At 58.2% G+C, this 17,445-nt stretch carries 16 protein-coding genes and 8 pseudogenes; 16 read left to right on the top strand and 8 right to left on the bottom strand.

The genetic code is table 11. The features are described from left to right. Together H1B27_RS39865 and H1B27_RS38245 are read right to left on the bottom strand one after the other, a co-directional pair. Window positions 1–200 (bottom strand): annotated as a pseudogene (locus H1B27_RS39865) (IS630 family transposase); the annotation flags it as partial. A 194-nt stretch (window positions 201–394) separates the two neighbouring features. Next, window positions 395–1,144: a GntR family transcriptional regulator gene (locus H1B27_RS38245; protein ID WP_197969585.1), complete on the bottom strand. Its 750-nt coding sequence runs from the start codon at window positions 1,142–1,144 to the stop codon at window positions 395–397. A 190-nt stretch (window positions 1,145–1,334) separates the two neighbouring features. On the opposite strand from H1B27_RS38245, the gene H1B27_RS38240 reads away from it, so the two are divergent. From H1B27_RS38240 to H1B27_RS38210, 7 genes and pseudogenes are all read left to right on the top strand, one after another. Beyond that, on the top strand, window positions 1,335–2,678 hold the full coding sequence (locus H1B27_RS38240; protein ID WP_197969584.1) for an FAD-dependent oxidoreductase: 1,344 nt from the start codon (window positions 1,335–1,337) through the stop codon (window positions 2,676–2,678). A gap of 12 nt (window positions 2,679–2,690) precedes the next feature. Next, a complete protein-coding gene (locus H1B27_RS38235) occupies window positions 2,691–3,443 on the top strand; it encodes an enoyl-CoA hydratase/isomerase family protein (protein ID WP_197969583.1) in 753 nt (250 codons plus the stop codon). Continuing rightward, entirely contained in the window at window positions 3,440–5,035 is a 1,596-nt protein-coding gene (locus tag H1B27_RS38230; protein WP_197969582.1) for an acyl CoA:acetate/3-ketoacid CoA transferase, read from the top strand. The genes H1B27_RS38235 and H1B27_RS38230 overlap by 4 nt, the downstream gene beginning before the upstream one ends. 287 nt (window positions 5,036–5,322) lie before the next feature. Continuing rightward, window positions 5,323–6,702, top strand: a complete 1,380-nt coding sequence (locus H1B27_RS38225) for an aminotransferase family protein (protein ID WP_197969581.1) — start codon at window positions 5,323–5,325, stop codon at window positions 6,700–6,702. A 42-nt stretch (window positions 6,703–6,744) separates the two neighbouring features. After that, window positions 6,745–7,190: pseudogene (locus H1B27_RS38220) on the top strand (NAD(P)-binding domain-containing protein); the annotation flags it as partial. 66 nt (window positions 7,191–7,256) lie between these two features. Further along, a protein-coding gene (locus tag H1B27_RS38215) for an IS5 family transposase (RefSeq protein ID WP_197969580.1) occupies window positions 7,257–8,008 on the top strand; the annotation gives its coding sequence in 2 pieces (ribosomal slippage) (window positions 7,257–7,593 and window positions 7,593–8,008; 753 coding nt in all). A gap of 13 nt (window positions 8,009–8,021) precedes the next feature. After that, a pseudogene (locus tag H1B27_RS38210) lies at window positions 8,022–8,476 on the top strand (NAD-binding protein); the annotation flags it as partial. A 958-nt stretch (window positions 8,477–9,434) separates the two neighbouring features. Here the strand turns inward: H1B27_RS38210 and H1B27_RS40650 are convergent. Further along, window positions 9,435–9,937: pseudogene (locus tag H1B27_RS40650) on the bottom strand (NAD(P)-dependent oxidoreductase). Window positions 9,938–10,018: 81 nt separating this feature from the next. On the opposite strand from H1B27_RS40650, the pseudogene H1B27_RS38200 reads away from it, so the two are divergent. The 5 genes and pseudogenes from H1B27_RS38200 to H1B27_RS40635 form a co-directional block, all read left to right on the top strand. Beyond that, window positions 10,019–10,144: pseudogene (locus H1B27_RS38200) on the top strand (IS3 family transposase); the annotation flags it as partial. Between the two features lie 488 nt (window positions 10,145–10,632). Beyond that, a complete protein-coding gene (locus H1B27_RS38195) occupies window positions 10,633–10,962 on the top strand; it encodes an ABC transporter permease family protein (protein ID WP_197969579.1) in 330 nt (109 codons plus the stop codon). Between the two features lie 68 nt (window positions 10,963–11,030). Then, on the top strand, window positions 11,031–11,240 hold the full coding sequence (locus tag H1B27_RS40930; protein WP_283817055.1) for a hypothetical protein: 210 nt from the start codon (window positions 11,031–11,033) through the stop codon (window positions 11,238–11,240). Further along, window positions 11,204–11,392, top strand: a pseudogene (locus tag H1B27_RS40640) (ATP-binding cassette domain-containing protein); the annotation flags it as partial. The gene H1B27_RS40930 and the pseudogene H1B27_RS40640, both read left to right, overlap by 37 nt. Before the next feature lie 127 nt (window positions 11,393–11,519). Next, window positions 11,520–11,696 carry an ATP-binding cassette domain-containing protein gene (locus H1B27_RS40635; protein WP_246516037.1) on the top strand — a complete coding sequence of 59 codons (177 nt, stop codon included), beginning with the start codon at window positions 11,520–11,522 and terminating at the stop codon, window positions 11,694–11,696. Here H1B27_RS40635 and H1B27_RS40630 read toward each other — a convergent pair. The 5 genes and pseudogenes from H1B27_RS40630 to H1B27_RS41410 form a co-directional block, all read right to left on the bottom strand. Continuing rightward, the gene (locus H1B27_RS40630; protein ID WP_246516034.1) at window positions 11,638–11,877 is read right to left on the bottom strand and encodes a hypothetical protein; all 240 of its coding nucleotides are present in this window, start codon (window positions 11,875–11,877) and stop codon (window positions 11,638–11,640) included. The genes H1B27_RS40635 and H1B27_RS40630 overlap by 59 nt on opposite strands. 23 nt (window positions 11,878–11,900) lie before the next feature. Further along, window positions 11,901–12,644 carry an ATP-binding protein gene (locus H1B27_RS38185; protein WP_246516032.1) on the bottom strand — a complete coding sequence of 248 codons (744 nt, stop codon included), beginning with the start codon at window positions 12,642–12,644 and terminating at the stop codon, window positions 11,901–11,903. Between the two features lie 14 nt (window positions 12,645–12,658). Beyond that, the gene (locus tag H1B27_RS38180; protein WP_246516030.1) at window positions 12,659–13,438 is read right to left on the bottom strand and encodes a hypothetical protein; all 780 of its coding nucleotides are present in this window, start codon (window positions 13,436–13,438) and stop codon (window positions 12,659–12,661) included. Between the two features lie 121 nt (window positions 13,439–13,559). Beyond that, window positions 13,560–13,790 carry a helix-turn-helix domain-containing protein gene (locus H1B27_RS40625; protein WP_246516028.1) on the bottom strand — a complete coding sequence of 77 codons (231 nt, stop codon included), beginning with the start codon at window positions 13,788–13,790 and terminating at the stop codon, window positions 13,560–13,562. Window positions 13,791–14,022: 232 nt separating this feature from the next. After that, window positions 14,023–15,145, bottom strand: a pseudogene (locus H1B27_RS41410) (IS1634 family transposase); the annotation flags it as partial. Window positions 15,146–15,574: 429 nt separating this feature from the next. On the opposite strand from H1B27_RS41410, the gene H1B27_RS40620 reads away from it, so the two are divergent. The 4 genes and pseudogenes from H1B27_RS40620 to H1B27_RS41340 form a co-directional block, all read left to right on the top strand. Next, window positions 15,575–15,841, top strand: coding sequence for an IS4/Tn5 family transposase DNA-binding protein (locus tag H1B27_RS40620; RefSeq protein ID WP_246516026.1), 267 nt, complete (start codon window positions 15,575–15,577; stop codon window positions 15,839–15,841). A 115-nt stretch (window positions 15,842–15,956) separates the two neighbouring features. Further along, entirely contained in the window at window positions 15,957–16,250 is a 294-nt protein-coding gene (locus H1B27_RS40615; RefSeq protein WP_246516024.1) for a hypothetical protein, read from the top strand. A 56-nt stretch (window positions 16,251–16,306) separates the two neighbouring features. Then, window positions 16,307–16,477 (top strand): hypothetical protein, encoded by a 171-nt coding sequence (locus H1B27_RS40610; RefSeq protein ID WP_246516022.1) that lies wholly within the window; start codon window positions 16,307–16,309, stop codon window positions 16,475–16,477. 416 nt (window positions 16,478–16,893) lie between these two features. After that, a pseudogene (locus H1B27_RS41340) lies at window positions 16,894–17,143 on the top strand (adenosylmethionine--8-amino-7-oxononanoate transaminase); the annotation flags it as partial. Window positions 17,144–17,445 lie beyond the last annotated feature (302 nt).

Genomic DNA, 17,445 nt, shown 5'->3' with positions numbered 1-17,445 from the left:
ACGCAGCGCTGGACCGTCTGATGATGGGCGCCAAGTCTTTGACCTACCGCAAAGAACGACGGGTTCTCACGGTAGGCAAGCAGCATCGCGGCCCGCGACACCCGGCGTGCCGGTTCGGTCCTCGACCGCGAAAGAGCCGTCAACGTTTCAATCTCCTCATCGGTCATCGCCAACTCGACCGCTTGCCGCCGTCCTGCCATGGTGAAACTCCTCGTTCAGTCAATCGCAAACGAGGAATCCACGAACGAACGTACCGTTCCATCACTGCCAAGTTCACGGAATCGGTCGTCTAGGTCGCGGGTGACATCCTCACCTCCTGGGCCGCAAACAGTGATCATTTAGGGAGGCTACATTGCGGCGCCCGGAGCACCTCTCCAGGCCACAGGCCATACATTTAAAATCCAATCGCCACGGGATCTTCGATCGTGGCTCGGGTCACCGCTTCAAGGAAGTCGATCAACTTTCGCGCACTGAAGGCAGCTTCTTCTGCGTTACCATCCGCGATGGCTCTCAAAACCCGCATGTGCCACACCGCAGCCTCAGAGAAGCTCTTCGTGTCGGTGATCAGCGCATACCAAAATCGCCGCGACAGACTGTGAATGACGGCGATGGAGTTCATGAGCACGCGATTGTTGGCGGCTTCGGCTTCAATCAGGTGGGTTCGGCGGTTTATATCGAAATATCTTCGTTTGTCTTCGGTGCGAACCGCCTCGTCGAGCTGATCAGCCAACAGCTTCATCTGTACGCGCTCCTCGGCTGACGCCCGCCTAGCTGCGGATCGCACCATTAGTTCCTCGAGAGGCCGTCTAACCTCCAGCAGTTCGAGTTGGGTGCGTACGTCAACTGGGGTGACCAGCGCGCCGCGCCGCGGCAGTACCTCGACAAACCCGATGGAACGCAGCCGCTGCAGCGCCTCACGAACCGGCGCGCGACCGCAACCGAGCTCTTTGCTTAGTTCGTTCTCGGAAATCATTGAATTCGGGCGGAGCGCACCGGTGACGATCATGTTCTCGATGCGCACATACGCCATTTCCGACAGTAGAACGTCGTCACCTTCGTCCGCCCGCACTTTGTTCGTGGCCATCGGATCGTGAACTCGATCGGCGTGCCGTCTTTTGCCATTCCCCACGGTACCGTCCTTCATTGCGCATTCTCCGGGGCGGCGCCCACGTCTCTTGAACCACTCGAGGTAGGTCGGGAATGCCTCCTGGAGACCTTCATCACAGCTGGCCTCGATCGCGGCGACATTACAACGTTGACAGGCTATTTGAAAATTGATAGCGAGGTTTTCGACAACTGACATATCAACTGTCGACTACTGGGAGACCCACCTGATGGCCATCACGGCGCGCGACCAGCGCAAAGTCGCCGCACTCGATTGCGATGTCGTGATCGTGGGCGCGGGCGCTGCCGGAGTAGCCGCCGCGACAACTGCGGCACGGGCAGGGCTTAATGTCGTATTAGTTGAGCGGTATGGCTTCTGTGGAGGTGGCGCCGTCGCTGGGCTTTCCGGCACGATTTGCGGGTTATACGAAGCGACCGAGAGCGACAGCCGTCGTCCAACGCAGATCGTTTTCGGCTTTGCGGACGAGTTCGCACGCGTGCTTGAGGTGCGCGGCGGCTTGGCGGAGCCGGTGCGTTACGGGAAGACTCGCACGCGCGTACACGATCCGTTGGTGTGGAGAGAGGCGGCGGATTTTCTCCTGAAAGAAGCCGGTGTCACGGCTCTGTACCATGCGGTCGCGACGCAGGCTCTTCTCGAAGGTACCGAAGCTTTCGGCGGGGCTCGTCTCTGGACCAAGGAAGGACCGCTGGATGTCCGCGCCAAATTAACCGTTGATGCATCGGGCGATGCCGACCTTATCGCCATGGCCGGTCTGCCTGACGTTATCGGAGATCATGGGCGGGTCCAAAACCCGACTATGATCTTCCGCATGCTCGGGGTCGATACCGACGCGTTTGTCCGCGCTTACGGCGACGACACGATTATGCCTCCTGAAATAGGCGAGCAAATCATCGCCGCAAATGCCTCAGGTAGATACAAGCTTCCGCGCACCAAGATCTGGCTGTTCCGGACCACCCGGCCAGGGGAGCTGCTTTGCAACTGCACGCGCATAACTGGAGGGGATGGCCGGGAACTGAACACGCTGTTCTGGCGTGACTTCGCCGAAGCAGAGATCGAGGGACGTCTACAGATGCGGGAATACGCTCGCTTCTTCCGCGACAACTTGATTGGTTGCGAGCGCGCATTTGTAAATGATACAGGTGCCCAGGTAGGCGTCCGCCAAACCCGCCAAATTGTAGGCGTCGAAAAATTAACCAATAGCGACATTGTAGGTGGACGAAAGACGGCTGAGGGCATCGCGCGCTCGGCGTGGCCAATTGAACTTCACTCTGGCGCAAGGCCTAAAGTCGAATGGCTCTTGGACGACTTTTACGAAGTGCCATACAGATGCTTCGTACCAGCTGCCGGCGAAAACATTCTTGCAGCGGGTAGATGTTTGTCTGCAGAGCATGAGGCGGTCGCCTCGGCGCGAGTAACCGCGCAGTGCTTTGCTTACGGTCATGCAGTAGGCCACGCCGCGGCGATAGCCGTTACAAATCGTATCTCCCCGAGAACAATATCCGGTGCAGATCTAAGGCAAGTCCTTAATCGGGACGGCGCGAGGCTTCAGTAAGGTAAAGAGCAAATGTCGGGACAGATCATCATAGAGCAACACGCTGCGGTCGCTGTGCTCACCATGAATAAACCTGAGCGGCGCAACGCGCTCGGCACGGAGAGTGTGCGAGCTCTGTCTGCGGCTCTCCGGCAATGCGATCGCAACGAAGAGATTAACGCCATCGTTCTTACCGGTTGCGAACCGGCCTTCTGCGCTGGGAGCGACCTCAAGGAACTCGGCGGGCTTTCGGTCGAGGACATGTGCGAGCACGAGGCCGTCACTGCGCGAGTAGTCCGAGAAATCCCGATGCTTGGTGCGCCAGTGGTTGCTGCTGTCGAGGGTTATGCGCTTGGAGGCGGATTTGGTCTGGCACTCGCTTGTGATGTGATCATCAGCGCGGCCAACGTCAAATGGAAGATGCCTGAAGTAAGAAATGGATGGCTTCCGCCTTGGGGGCTGATTCCAGTTATCGCCAAGGTGGGTCCAGCTCGTGCCCGGCTGCTTACCTGGGGCATTTATGAGGTTGATGGCGTCGAGGCATTCCGCCTTGGGCTCGTCGAACAACTTTGTGAACCCGGCCGAGCGCGGGAAACGGCGATTCGTACAGCCGAGCGACTGGCGGCTCTTCCTCGTGGCTCTGCTCGCTCCACCAAGCGGTACTTTCAGCAGTTTATTGTTCCAGATTGCGAGCGCCTTGACGCTGAGGCCGGTCGCATCTTTGCGGACGACGCTCGCTCAGAGGCTTCGCAGGCAACTCTGGCTCGATTCGCGGCAAAAGCATGAGCAAGATTGTAGATGCCAACACTGCGGTTTCATTGATTGGCACCCGCGCGACCGTCGCCAGCGCCGGCGTCATTGGTTGGGTAACACCGGATGCGGTCCTCAAGGCGTTGGGCGATCGGTTCCGGAAAACGGGGGCCCCCAGAGACCTAACCTTCTATTTCCCCTGCGGTACTGGCGACGCGATGAGTATCAAAGGTATGGATCATGTGGCCCAGGAAGGGCTCATGAAGCGGATTGTATCGGGCTCCTACATTAATCCCCTCGATCCCAAGACCGGCAAGCGACCGGAACTTATGCGTCTTATCCGTGAAAACGCCCTTGAAGCGTATTCATGGCCGATTGGCGCGTCCATGCATTGGCTACGGGAAGTAGCGAGAAAAAGCCCAGGGTATTTCACGCGCGTTGGCATTGGGACGTATGCAGATCCGCGTCTTGGAGGCGGTCGCTTCACCAGCAAAGCGACTGAGGATCTGGTACAGTTGATCGAGATCAATGGCCAGGAGTACCTATTCTACCGATCCTGGCCAATTGACGTCGCCATTGTTCGTGCGTCGAGCGCTGACCACGAAGGGAATCTGTCGTGGGAAGACGAGCCGCTACTGACATCGAATCTGGCTTTGGTGCTCGCTGCAAAAGCGTCCAGAGGACGGGTAATTGCACAGGTGCGCCGTATCGTTGATAGCTGCTCGCGTAAGGCGTCAGACGTAAAGATCCCCGGCATCTTCGTTGACCACGTGGTTGTCGATGAGCAGATGATGATGACGACGGATGTGCCCTACGAGCCTGCTTATTTCTCGGGCCGCAAAATGGAACTATTTGAACTGCCGTATCCGGCATTATCTGCCGATAGGATCATCGCAAACAGAGTGGCCAAGGAAGTACGGAAGAACGAGCTATGCATCTTTGGCTTCGGCGCGGCAACCGATGTACCGTTGGTCATGGCGGAACAAGGTTTGTTCGATGACGGGGCTATCAAGCACTATCAATTTACAACTGAGCACGGAGCCTACGGTGGCATCGTAATGCCTGGGTGGCAGTTTTCCGCCAACATCAATCCCGACGCTCTTCTGGATGGTCTGTATCAGTTTGACGCCATCGACGGTGGCCTTTGTCGGTTTGCAGCATTGTCATTCGCTCAGTTCGACCAAGCTGGCGTGGTGAACGTCTCAAAGTTTGGCGCGGCAAATCCAGGCGCCGGAGGCTTTATCGACATCGCCCAAAATGCCGGGCGCCTTGTTTTTGCCGGTACGTTCACGACAGCGGGGCTCAAGACGGAGTGCATAGATGGCAAACTAAAGATCTTCCAGGAAGGGAAAGTGCGGAAATTTGTAAAGGAGGTCGAGTCCGTCACCTACCGTGTCGCGGATGGTATTCGAAGCCAGCAGCAAGAAGCGCTTCTGGTCACAGAGCGAGCGGTATTCAAGGCAACGCCGAACGGAATCGTGTTGAGCGAGGTGGCGCCGGGCGTCGACGTGCGCTCGGATATCTTGGATCAGATGGAATTTGAGCCCAGCGCCATTCTCGATCCGTTGCCGCTTATGGACGCCACGCATTTCCGCAACGCTTCAGTCGCAGTGAATGAAGCAGTTTAACCGGAAAGGTCAGTCAGCCCGGAAGCAGTGGTCGTTTTACGGCAGCGCCTTAACCTGGACGTCGGTCCAACGGGAGGAGATCGTCATCTCCCCCGGCGCCACTGCATTAGACGCCGCCATGAGCATGCCAGCGTCAAACAACATGACACCTGAACGAGTTGCAAGGTGTCGCTCGTGATGGATGCGGTCTATAGGGATGTACTCGAACGGTATCACTTCGTAATCCACTCATTATTCGCAACGATCATTGCGAAGAACGTTTTCTCCGCATAGGCAAGGAAGCAGCAATGACATCTGTCTCCAACCCCAACGAGCTATCTTCAGCGACAGAGCTCGACCGGAACCACGTCTGGCATCATCTGCTTCAGCATAAACCCCTAGAAACGTCCGAACCGTTTATGATTGTCGAGGGTAAAGGTATGAGAGTTTGGGATGCACAGGGCCGCCAATGCCTCGATGCGGTGTCGGGCGGCATCTGGACAGTAAACGTCGGCTATGGGCGCGACACCATAGCTAACGCTGTGCGCGATCAGCTCGTCAGGCTCAACTTCTTTGCGGGCACCGCTGGCACTATTCCCGGCGCGGTCTTTGCTGAGCGACTGTTATCCAAAATGCCGGGACTTGATCGTGTCTACTACATCAATTCAGGGACCGAGGCGAACGAGAAGGTGTTCAAAATGGTGCGCCAGATTTCGGCACGCCATCACCGAGGGCGAAAGTCCAAGATCCTGTTCCGGGAGCGCGATTATCACGGCTCCTCGCTCGCTGCACTTGCTGCTGGCGGTCAGCCAGAACGAGCAATGCAATACGGGCCTCTTCCGGAAGGCTTCGTTCAAGTGCCGCACTGCTTGGAGTATCGGAAGCAGTGGAATGTGGAGAACTATGGCATACGCGCAGCTGACGCGATCGAGGAGGTGATCCTCCGCGAAGGTTCCGACACGGTAGGCGCGCTATGTCTTGAGCCGATCACGGCGGGGGGAGGCATTATTGTGCCTCCGGCGGGTTATTGGCCCCGTGTCCAGGAAATTTGCCGGAAATACGATATCCTTCTGCATATCGACGAGGTGGTGTGCGGTATTGGCCGAACAGGCAGGTGGTTCGGCTATCAGCATTTCGGCATCAAGCCAGACTTCGTTACCATGGCAAAGGGCCTCGCTTCGGGCTATGCCGCGATCTCCTGCGTCGCAACAACCAATCGAGTCTTCGATCTGTTCAAGGACGATCCGTCCGACCCGTTGAGCTATTTCCGTGACGTCTCGACGTTCGGCGGCTGCACGGCCGGTCCGATCGCCGCGATCGAAAACATGAACATCATCGAGCGCGAGGCGTTACTCGAGAATACCGTCAGAATGGGCGAGCGTCTGCGCCGCAAGCTCGAAGCGCTGAAGGCCAAGCACGAGGTCATCGGCGACGTCCGCGGCGTCGGCCTGCTTCAAGGTGTCGAGCTTGTCCAGAATCGCGTCAGTAAGATCCCTGTGACAGAGGCACAGACACAGCGGGTCGTTGCCGTTTGCCGCGAGAACGGTGTGCTGATCGGTGCGATTAACAGAGCTCTGCCCGGTTTGAATACGACGCTCTGCCTGGCGCCTCCGCTCATCGTGTCGGAGAATGAGATCGATTGCATTAGCCAGGCCATCGATGACGCGCTCGGCCGCGTTTTCGCGTAAACTGTCGGATGTCTAAGTTACTGGTAGCAACAGGATAGCGTCATGACCATCATTGCGTTCATCGGTCTAGGCAACATGGGTAACCCGATGGCCACGAACCTGATCAAGGCGGGTCATGAAGTAATCGGGTTTGACCTGTTACCAGCCTCCTGCGACTCGGCACGAGCGAGCGGCGCACATGTTGCTGCCTCCGCCGTCGAGGCCGTCAAGGGGCGAACGTCGTCATCACCATCCTGCCCGCTGGCAAGCATGTAGTGTCGGTTTGGAGCGACATAGTGCCAGCCGCATTACGGGGTACTCTGATGATTGATTGCTCTACGATCGACGTGGATAGTGCTTGCGCGGCCCATGGACTTGCTAGGAGCGCAGGCTTGCCGTCGATTGATTCGCCTGTGTCTGGTGGTGTGGGCGGGGCGAAGGCGGCAAGCTTGACGTTCATGTGTGGCGGGGCGGCCGCCGAATCATTCGCCGTGGCGAAACCTGTCCTAGGCTCTGTTGAGATTCAGATTCACAGATTGGAACGTCCGTGATTCAAGCTCCGAAAGGAGTTTTGGATGCACCGATTCGTTTTGACGAACGCCCAGTGGGCGAAGATGCAGCCGCTCTGTTTGGGCAAGCCGACCGATCCGGGCCGCATAGGGGGTGACAACCGATTGTTTCTTGAGGCTGTGCTTTGGATCGCACGCAGAGGCAGCCCATGGAGAGATCTGCCGCCGACGTTCGGCAACTGGAATACGGTGTTCAAGCGCTATCGTGATTGGGTGAAGGCCGGCGTTTTCAAGCGGATTTTCGATGTTGTGTCGGATGATCCAGACATGGAGTTTGCCATGGTCGATGCGACAATCGTCAAAGTCCATCGTCACGCGCAGGGAGCAAAAGGGGGACCAGAAATCAGGCCATCGGTAAGTCGAAGGGCGGCTGGACCACCAAAATCCTCGCGCTGACCGACGCGCTTGGAAACTTAGTGCGGTTCGTCCTGCTCCCCGGCCATCGCTTTGACACCGTCGGCGTCGCACCTCTGATCAAAGATGTCGAATTCGGCGGCTTGATCGCCGACAAAGCTTTTGATTCCAACTGGATCATCGAAGAGCTGAACGAACGCAAGGCGAAGATCGTCATCTCGCAACATCAAAGGCGCGCCCAGCCTCTCGATATCGACAAGGACATTTACAAATGGCGCCACCTGATCGAAAATTTCTTCGGCAAGCTGAAGGAATTCAAACGCATAGCAATGCGATCCGACAAGACAGACAGCAGCTTCGAAGCAATGATCTACCTCGCAACCGCCCTCATCCATTCCCGGTGAAGAACAACAGAGCCTAGAGAGCATGTGCAAAAAAATCGTGCATTGCGGAGGCGCCGGCTCAGGGCAAGCGGCGAAGATCTGCAACAACATGATCTTCGGTATTTCCGTGATTGGCATATGTGAAGCCTTCCGCTCGCTGAGAAGCTAGACCTGTCCTATCAAGCGCTGTTTGATGTCGCGTCTACGTCATCGGGCCAGTGCTGGTCCCTGACGAGCTACTGTCCAGTTCCTGGACCCGTGCCGCCCTCACCAGCCAACAACGACTACAAACCAGGCTTTGCCACGGCCCTTATGCTCAAGGATCTCTGCCTGGCCCAGGCCGAAGCCGCGGCAAAGGGGGCGGTGACGCCGCTCGGCGCCCATGCTGAACAAGTCTATGCCGCGTTCGAGGCTGCAGCTAACGGTGCACTCGAGTTTTCAGGCACCATTAATTACGTGCGCCGCCTCTCCACGGCGCGGCGCGCTTGAGCAACGTGGCTGTGCACGCGCTCATGGTGCAGAGGTTTTTCGGCGTTGCTTGTGGCGTGACCGCTTGTAGTTGTAGCAGGCTTACGGACGAAGTGGTGTTCGTACGCCTTCGCACCCCAACTAACCCTGTTAATTTCTTAGAGTGGTCGAACCCGTGCCTCGTTGCACTCGAACGTCTCCACGTCAGCCCAGCAATAGGAGAGCCGGTCTTTAATTCTTCAGTTGTCGGGGACGACTTTGGTGCAAGGTGCGCCATAGTCGGCTGGTTATTGAGCACGGGCCCTTGTCAAATTCGTAAGCGTGAAGAGCTATCGCCGACAACGAGCCAAATAGCATCGGCGGTTGGGGGCGGATCCTCGGAGGAAGTGCTTGAGCTTGGCAAGTTTGGCAAAAACCTGTTCAATGGGACTCAGCTCGGGTAAGTATTTGGGCGGGTACAAGCGCGATCGCCGAAGCCGAATGAGCTGACGCACAGCCTCGCCGTTCTGATTGCGGAGTTTGTTTATGATCACTATCTCGCCAGGCGATACATCAGTCGAACCACTTCTCCACAAACGCGGAAGCTGTCGCCGCCGATGGGCCATCGAGGGGGGCGTCGATCCGATTACAACGCGACTGCACAATGAAGCCACTGTGGACCATGAACGCGCCGTTCATTGTGCAGTTTTCGGGCGCTTAAGCTATGCGGACGATTGCTGTGCCTCGCGCAAGTGATTGCGCGCTGGAGCCTTGAATGCCTCGCGGGCATCGGCGCGGCCGGCGAAGTGGGCCGCGCCGGCTTCGTTAGTAGCCCATGTCTAGATTCACCTCGCGTATGAGTGGCTTCCCAGTCGCGAACTGCGCCAGATTCTCGGTAACCCCACTGGATGTACCGCTCGAGCATGCCATCCACGTTGTGCGCTGGTCGCCGGAGCCGATGACATTCGGAAGCTTCTGGATCTGGAGGCGCGGTACGTAGCTAACCGGAAAGGTTCTGCCGAACTCGTATCTCGGCCAGACATCCGCGCCGAAGCCGCGCAAGCGTCCGGACGTGTGTTGCCTCGTGGAGCGGCTTCTCCTGAATCAGCTTTCCCCGCACAATGTTCACCAAGAAGGCGGACGGCTTCATCGCGGCGAGTTCAGCCTTGCCAAACAACCAGGTAGTCTGCGGAGTTTTGGGGCCGCGAGAACTACGAATTCACACTGCGCAAGTACCGCGTGCAATTCATCCATCCCGTGCATCGAATCGACATTTGGATCCTGTCGGTCCTTGTTGCGGCGTACCCCAAGAACCCGCATGCCGAATGCCTTCGCATGTTTGGCGATGTGACTTCCGATGCTTCCGACATCGATCACCTCCATCGTGCTGCCACTTAGCATGGCTCCCCGATGCTCATCGGCAAACAAGGGAAAGAGCCTGTGATTCTCCGTCGCCGACTCGTGCTTCACGAGAGTCTTCTTCGCGAGAGCAAGCACGAACATCATCGCCTGCTCAGCGACGGCAATGGCGTTGGCCCCGCGAAAAGTTGGCACCTTGAAGCCGCGTTGCCTCGCTAGTGCCGTGTACGCACCACCGACAGCCATCACGACCTGCCGATCGCGCTGAACCTGATCGCGCGCGACTTCACAGTGGAAGCCCCGAACCGGATCTGGCTTGCCGATATCACCTACATCCCCACTGCGGAGGGGGTGTATCTTCCTCCTGCTTGCCGCAACATATTGGGTTCTCTGTCTGGTTTGTGCATTTGCCTTCCGTGCACTGGAATGGGTGCTACCGCTCAACCGCGCGTTGCGAGTCGCACACGCCAAAAGCAAGTCCGCGCGGCGTGCGAACACACTCGCCGTAGGTACCACATGACCTGGGATTGGAACTACGCATTCAAGATCCTGCTCGAGCTTCTGCTGGGCGTCTGGTATACGGTAATTGTAACGCTCGCCAGTTCGGCGATTGCGCTTTCGCTGGGACTGTTGCTGGCCGTCCTGGAAAGTGTGAGCACGACATATGGACCGGCCATTTGTGCGATTCTGGCTCGAAATCTTCCGTGGTGTCCCGATTCTGGTGTTGCTCTACATGGGCTTCTATGTCCTGCCCGAATTGGAGCTGACCATTTCGGGATTGGCCATCGGCATCGGCGTATACGGCATCGTCTACGCCACGTACTCCTCTGAGGTGTACAGTGGCAGGCGGCCTGATCGTGGTTCCACCAGAATTGCGCGACGCCTGTGTGGCACTCAGCCCGAGCCGATTGGTGACATGGCCGCGCGTTCTTATCCGGTTGATGGTCACGCGATCCGCGCCCGCTTTGCTCAATTACGTCGTCGGTATGTTCCGTGCGACAGCTTTTCTATTTGCAATCGGAGTCCCGGTGCTGATCGGCCAGGCTCAAACGGAGGCAGATAGGTCGTTCCGATTTCTCGAGCCGTACACTCTTGCAGGCTGCATCTTCCTTCTGATCAACTTGCCCTTCATTTACATTCTTTCGAAAACAAAGGCCGAGCATGTCTAGGTATCCAAGTCCTTTGGTGAGCCCCCGTGCTGATTGATCTCGATCTTTAAGTGGGGGCTGGTGAGAAAGTGACGCTGATCGGTCCGAGCGGCTCGGGCAAGACGACGGTATTGCGCCTCGCGATGACACTTGGAAGCCAACTGGCGATGATATCAGGATATTCGGCGAAAGCATCGTCTTCACTGCCAACGGCAACCCCATTGCCGCCGCGGAAGAAGCGCGAATTCGGCGGCGCTGCGGCATGGTATTCCAGCAGTTCAATCTTTTTCCGCATCTGACCGTGATGCAGAACCTGATCCTGGCGCCGACGACCGTACTGAGACAGCCCGAGGAGGAGGCCGAGGAGAGTGCGCTGAAATACCTTCGGATGGTGGCCCTTGAGGAGAAAGTAGGTGCCTATCCCGCCCAGCTTTCCGGAGGTCAGCAGCAGCGCATCGCGATCGCGCGGGCTTTGGTCATGAAGCCCGAGATTCTCCTCCTGGATGAAATCAGCTCCGCCCTGGACGCCGAGCTCGCCGGAGAAGTTTCTCGACGTGGTCCGAGGGATCGCCAACGATATGCAGGTCACGCTGCTGATCGTCACGCAGGAGATGCGTTTCGCTCGCGAGGTGTCCGATCCCATCTGCGTTTTCGATCGGGGCCGCATCGTGGAGCAGGGCACTCCTGAGAAAATTTTTACCAACCCAGAATTCGAACGCACGCGCTCATTCCTGCAATCGGTCTTGAATCATTGATCCCGCGCGACGGCCAGGAGAGATAGCCGTCGGCCACCTCGACGTCGAAGTGTTTGGCCATCTTCTTTCGATTAAGCTGCGGATTCCGACGAAGCCGGCCATGCATTCCAATTCGAAGCCGGCCGGGTATTCCGATCTGAAGCCGGCCAACCGTGGCGTCGTTCGCATGGGTGAATTTCATGATGTCGTCGAGGGGTGGGAAGGTCAAAAGACCGGTTGATCTTGAGCGGCTTGCTTCTGCTTTCTCTCTCCCTTGAGTTCGATGCGGTAGGCATTGTGGACGAGGCGATCGAGAACGCGTCGGCGATGGTGGGGTTTCCGATGATTTCGTACCAGCGATCGACGGGCAGCTGGCTGGTGACGTAATCGAGCGGGATTGTATCGATCCTCGACGATTTCGAGCAAATCACGGCGCTGGTCGGCGTCGAGAGGTTCTGGTCCCCAGTCGTCCAGGATCAGCAAATCAAGTCGTGCGATCGCCCGCAGCATCTTGGTGTAACGGCCGTCGACGCGGCCAAGTGCGAGGGCGGCGAAGAGACGCGGCACACGATGGTAGGCAACTGAGAAGTCGTCTCGGCAAGCCTTGTTGCCAAGGGCGCAAGCGAGCCGGCTCTTGCCGACGCCGCACGGCCCGGTAACGAGGAGATTATGTCGTGCCCGGATCCAGTCGCCGGCGGCGAGTTTTAGAAAGAGCGCGCGGTCGAGGCCGCGGATAGCGCGGTAATCGACATCCTCGACGCAGGCGGCATGACGCAGCTTGGCGGCTCGAGCTCTGCTTTCGAACCGCTTTTGCTGGCGCAGCGCTTTCTCGTGTTCCAGGAGCAACGCCAGCCATTCGGCGTGTTCGAGGCTGCGCGCTTCGGACTGGGCATCTCGGTCCTTGAAGCCTTTGGCCATACCGTGGAGACCGAGGCTATGCAGCAGGTCGAGGGTGGGATGGGTGAGCATGCTGGATAATCCTTTCAATGGAAGTAACCGGGGCCGCGCAGATTGGGATGTTCGATGATCGCGTCCTCGGTATCGCGAGAACTGCGTTCGAGCTTGTTGGCGTAGATGGAGGCGATGCTCTTGTAGGTCAGCGCGCGGGCCGCAACCGCGCGGGCCGCGATCAGCTCGGAGCGTTCACGATCAATATCCTTGAACAGCCATTCCGCGAACTGATAGTCGGCATCCGGCAACGGCGCAAGGACGGGCCTCTCGACGGTCTCGAACAATTGTCGGCGACTGACGCCGATCCGGCGCATGACGTGGGCGTTGATGCGCTCCAGCGCGGCGGTGATTGCCGCGTTCGCCTCGGCCAGGGAGAAGAAGGTCTGCCGGCGAAGCCGCCCGAGGATATAGGTCTGGGCAAAACGCACTCCGGCTTCCACTTTTGCCTTATCCCGGGGCTTTCTTGGACGTGTCCGGAGAATGCCAACGCCGTAATGGGACGCCATCATCCCGTAGCTGCGATTGATTTCAGGGTCATAGAACGAAGCCCGGTGCACGCCGGACTTCAGATTGTCAGGGACGACGAGGCGGGGCACCTCGCCAAAGAACCGGAAGTCGGGACATGGGGCTCGATCCAGTCCGGAAGTGTCTACGTCCAGCTCGCTTCGGCGTAGGTGTAATTCGAGGCCCCCAAGCACGGCGACGAAGATCTCCGCGTCGCGCACAACCCCAGTTTGGCGATCAACGATCATGATCTTCTTGCCGGAGTAATCGACAAAGACCTTGTCACCGGCCGGATGGGCCTGCCGCATCGTCGGAGACAGCCGCCGCTCGAATTCCCGAATAAATCGCAGAACCGGCTGTAGCCATATCCTTCCGGGTGGACCGCCCGGTACTCCTCCCACAGCACCATCAGATTGACGCCTGGCCGCTTCAGCTCACACGCCAGCGAGGCCCAATCCGGCGCCGGCGGAAGCCGCGCCTGAGGCCGGCATGGGCAAACAGACGTTGTTCAAGAACGGCATCGGTCAGATCGCCCGCCAAAGGCCATGCCAGCCCGGCAGTCGAGGCACGCTTGAGATTGTCCCGGATGGTGCTGCGCGCCACACCGAGCGTGCGCCCGATCTCCCGGGCGCTCACCCCATCACGGGCAAGCCGAAGCATCTGTCGTATCTTTCGCATTGTCGGTTCTCTCTTGGTCGGCATCCGCTTCCCCTCATTGATCAGCGAGGGACTTGATTCCTGAGGGACTGACCCAAACGAAAACGCCGACTTCCAAATCTCCAGCCGGCTTCAATGGGAATGCCGGCCGATTTCATTCGGAATCGTGGCCGGCTTCAAATCGGAACGGTGGCCGGCTCAAGTCGGAATACCCGGCCGGAATAAATCGGAATCCGCTATTAAGCACCGCGCCGACCGCCATGCCGATCTCGGCGCTGCTCTTGAGGCGCGAGTGCCTTCGGCCGACCTGCTCTTGCAGGCGGGCAAGCTCGCGTTCGGTGGCGACCAACAGTTCTTCGCGCTTGCGCGCCCGTTCGGCTGCGAGATCCCGATTGCGGCAGTCGATCAGTCGCTCGCCCGGGAACAGGTCCGGGGCGCTGATTTCGGCAAGATCGCGCTCGTCAAACAGCGACAGTTGCAGCGGCCCGTCGTCCTGCGCCAGCGCCTTTATCGCCGGTGTCCGCAGACAGGTGATCCAATCCAGGCCGGCAGGCCGCAGATTGTCGCGGATGCGCGCCGAGGTGATCATGCCACGGTCGCCAACCAGCGCCATGCGGCTGATGCCAAACCGGTCCTTCACCTTCTCGACCTGTGCCCGCAGCTTCGAGGGATCGGCCGTGTTGCCGTCGAACGCCTCCACCGCGATGGGCAATCCCTTGCGTGTGCAGAGCAACCCATACACGATTTGCGGCCGGTCCCGCCGATGATCGCGGCTGTGACCGTAGCGCACAGCGCCGCTCAAAATACCACGAGGTCACGTCATAGAGCACCAGAACGCCGCCTTCGAGATGTCGTCGTGCCAGGCCGCTCTCGATCCGGGTCTGGCGCTCCCAGAGCCAATCCAGCGCCTCGTAGGCCTCGCGCTCCTTGACCTTGCCCAGGGAAAAAACCGCGCCCAAGCTCGAGATCGCGCTTTCCTGATCCACCGCGCGCACAAAGCCGAGCTTCGAGCGCGGCGCAATCAAGCGGTCGACGATCATGGCGACGACAAGATCACAATAACGCCGCGACGCAGCGTCCTTCGCCGTGCTCAAGATCAGCCGATCCAGCGCGCTCTTGCGGATCATCGCCAGCGCCACCGCGATATGACCATGGGGCAACGCGCGCTCCATCTCCAGCTCGCCCGTGCCGATCACCGTCCCGCCCTTGAGAAGGGCTTCAGCCCGTCAATCACATCAGCAGGCAGCTTGCTCAGATTGGCCAAGGGCCGCTTGTGCGTGGCCATGCTCGTCGCGATAGCTCTCGCGAAGCAACACCGCGGGCGGCGAATCCCGGTTCGGCACCGTCTCGATGAACATTGCCGAATCGAATCACAGCCAACCGCTTTGGGAATCCCTTAGATGGACACAAACCAAAAACGTCTTCGCGCCTAACTTCGCGCAATGACTCAACTTTCAGCTCATGCCCAGCGCAAGCTTCAGCTTAGATTCGGGCGTATTTGCAAGTCGGGCAACTCTCAGTTCGTTACGGTGATCTGCACCTGAGACTGGCGAAAGAGCCGATTATGAGATCACACGTTCTCTTGGAATACTCACACTCAAAAAGGGGGCGATGGGGGCTCCCCCGCTCCTAGGTTTTCGGCAACGCTAGACTTTCCCGTAAGCATCCGGCGTAGCTTTCAATTACTCACATTTAGCCGAGAGGGCTGAGGGAGCGCACCAAACTATTGCATCGCAGGAATCGACCGTGATTCCTTGTCTGGTACCGATTCGCAGGGGGCGGTGCCAATGGACGAAGAAGCCGACGCATGGTTTGATCGCGAGCTCGCTGGCTGCAACCTTGCCGACGAGCGCCTGAATAAGCGGCTCCGCAAACTGGTAGCGCAGATCGGAAGCGCCATGGGAGAAAGCATTCCGCTGGTGTGCCAGAACTGGGCTAACACCAAGGCCGCGTATCGTTTTTTCTCCAACGACCGGGTCAGTGAGGCGGACATTCTGGCCGGCCATTTCAATCAACGCGTGAGCGCACGATTGCCACCGACGGGCCTAATCTAGTGCTCCACGATACGACCGAGTTCAGTTATCAAAGAGAGAACTCAGACGCGATCGGGATCACCAAGAGCATAAACAGCGGGCGCGAGAAGGCAGGCCGCCTGAGGTCGCACACGGTTTGCTGCATCATGATGCACTCGAGCCTGGCGGGATAAGCGAAGGGCTGCCGCTTGGAATGACGGCGGTCAAATTCTGGACCCGGAAGAAATTCAAGGGGACTGCCGCGCTTAAGAAGAAGATCAATCCGACGCGCGTTCCCATCGAGAAGAAGGAGAGCATTCGGTGGCGGGACAATGTCCGTCAATCCACAGAGCTGCTGGGCGATCCGGGACGATGCATCCATGTCGGTGATTGCGAGAGCGACAGTATGAGCTGTTCTGCGCGGTCCGGGAAGCTGGAACGCACTTCGTGATTAGGACATGCGTTGACCGTTTGGCCGGGGATGGAAATCACACGATCGCCGACGAAATGGACGAGGTTGCCGAAGGACTGGATCGCATCAACGTCGGAACAACAACGGCGATCCCACAAATCTGCCTGTTAGCTCCCGCACCGAGGCCATTGAGAAGCTCGAATGGTATCTTTGAGATGGAAGATCAAGGTGTTCCACAAGATCCTCAAATCAGGCTGCAAAGCTGAGGAGTCAAAGCTCAGGACCGCCCAGCGTCTGACCAATCTGATCTCGCTCTTTTGCATCCTGAGTTGGCGGGTCTTTTGGATGACGATGCTCAAACGTTCGGCTCCAGACGCGCCGCCAACCCTCGCGCTGACCGCGACTGAAATCGGCGTGCTCGATCGCCTCGTGAACGACAGACCAAAAGCAAGACGGAAAACGCTGTCGTACTATCTGATCAAGGTCGCCCGGGCTCGGCGGTTATCTCGCCCGCGCCAGCGATCCGCCGCCTGGCAATACCGTCATGTGGCGCGGGCTGTCACGTCTCACCGACATAGCGCTAGATGTCATGGTCGGAGGAGAATTTGTGGGTAATTGAAAGCCTCACCGGAGGGATACACCGATCTGGCACCCATTTACGCAACACGCGCTTCAAGACAAGATGACAAAGGTGATGCGTGGTGAGGGGGCTTATCTTCACAACGCAGATTGGCGCCGTATTATAGATGCAATCTCATCCTGGTAGGTCGTGACCAATGGATCATCTTCGCTGGCCACACCACGATCCTGCCGAGAAGGTCGCGGCGCAGCTTTTGAAACTCGCCTCCTGGCCTCGACCATGTATTCTTCTTCGGCAATGCCTCAGCCAGGGTGAAGTGGCCCTTAAAATAGCCCTCGGCTACTGGGACAATACTAACAAGTCGTCCGTGAAGAGCGGCTAAGCGATTGAGCTAGAATCGCATTTGTCTTTGTGGGCTGTTTTGCGATTGCAGGGTTTTGATGCTTGGGGCATCGGAACCTTGCAATTTCATTTTCAGGATTCCGTCGAATCGCCAGTCATGATTCCGTCGTCGCATCGGAGGTGGCGATGCGACCGAAGAAGCACAGGACGACGGAATCGGGCGATCTGTTCCGGGCCAGGCTGGACCAGATCATCAATATGAAGCACGAGCTGGTTCAGCTTGCCGGCAAGGTCGATTGGGACTGGATCGAC

Origin of the sequence: Bradyrhizobium diversitatis (genome assembly GCF_016031635.1) — a bacterium.
Taxonomy (GTDB): Bacteria; Pseudomonadota; Alphaproteobacteria; order Rhizobiales; family Xanthobacteraceae; genus Bradyrhizobium; species Bradyrhizobium diversitatis.
This window is presented reverse-complemented; position numbering and strand designations above follow the sequence as displayed.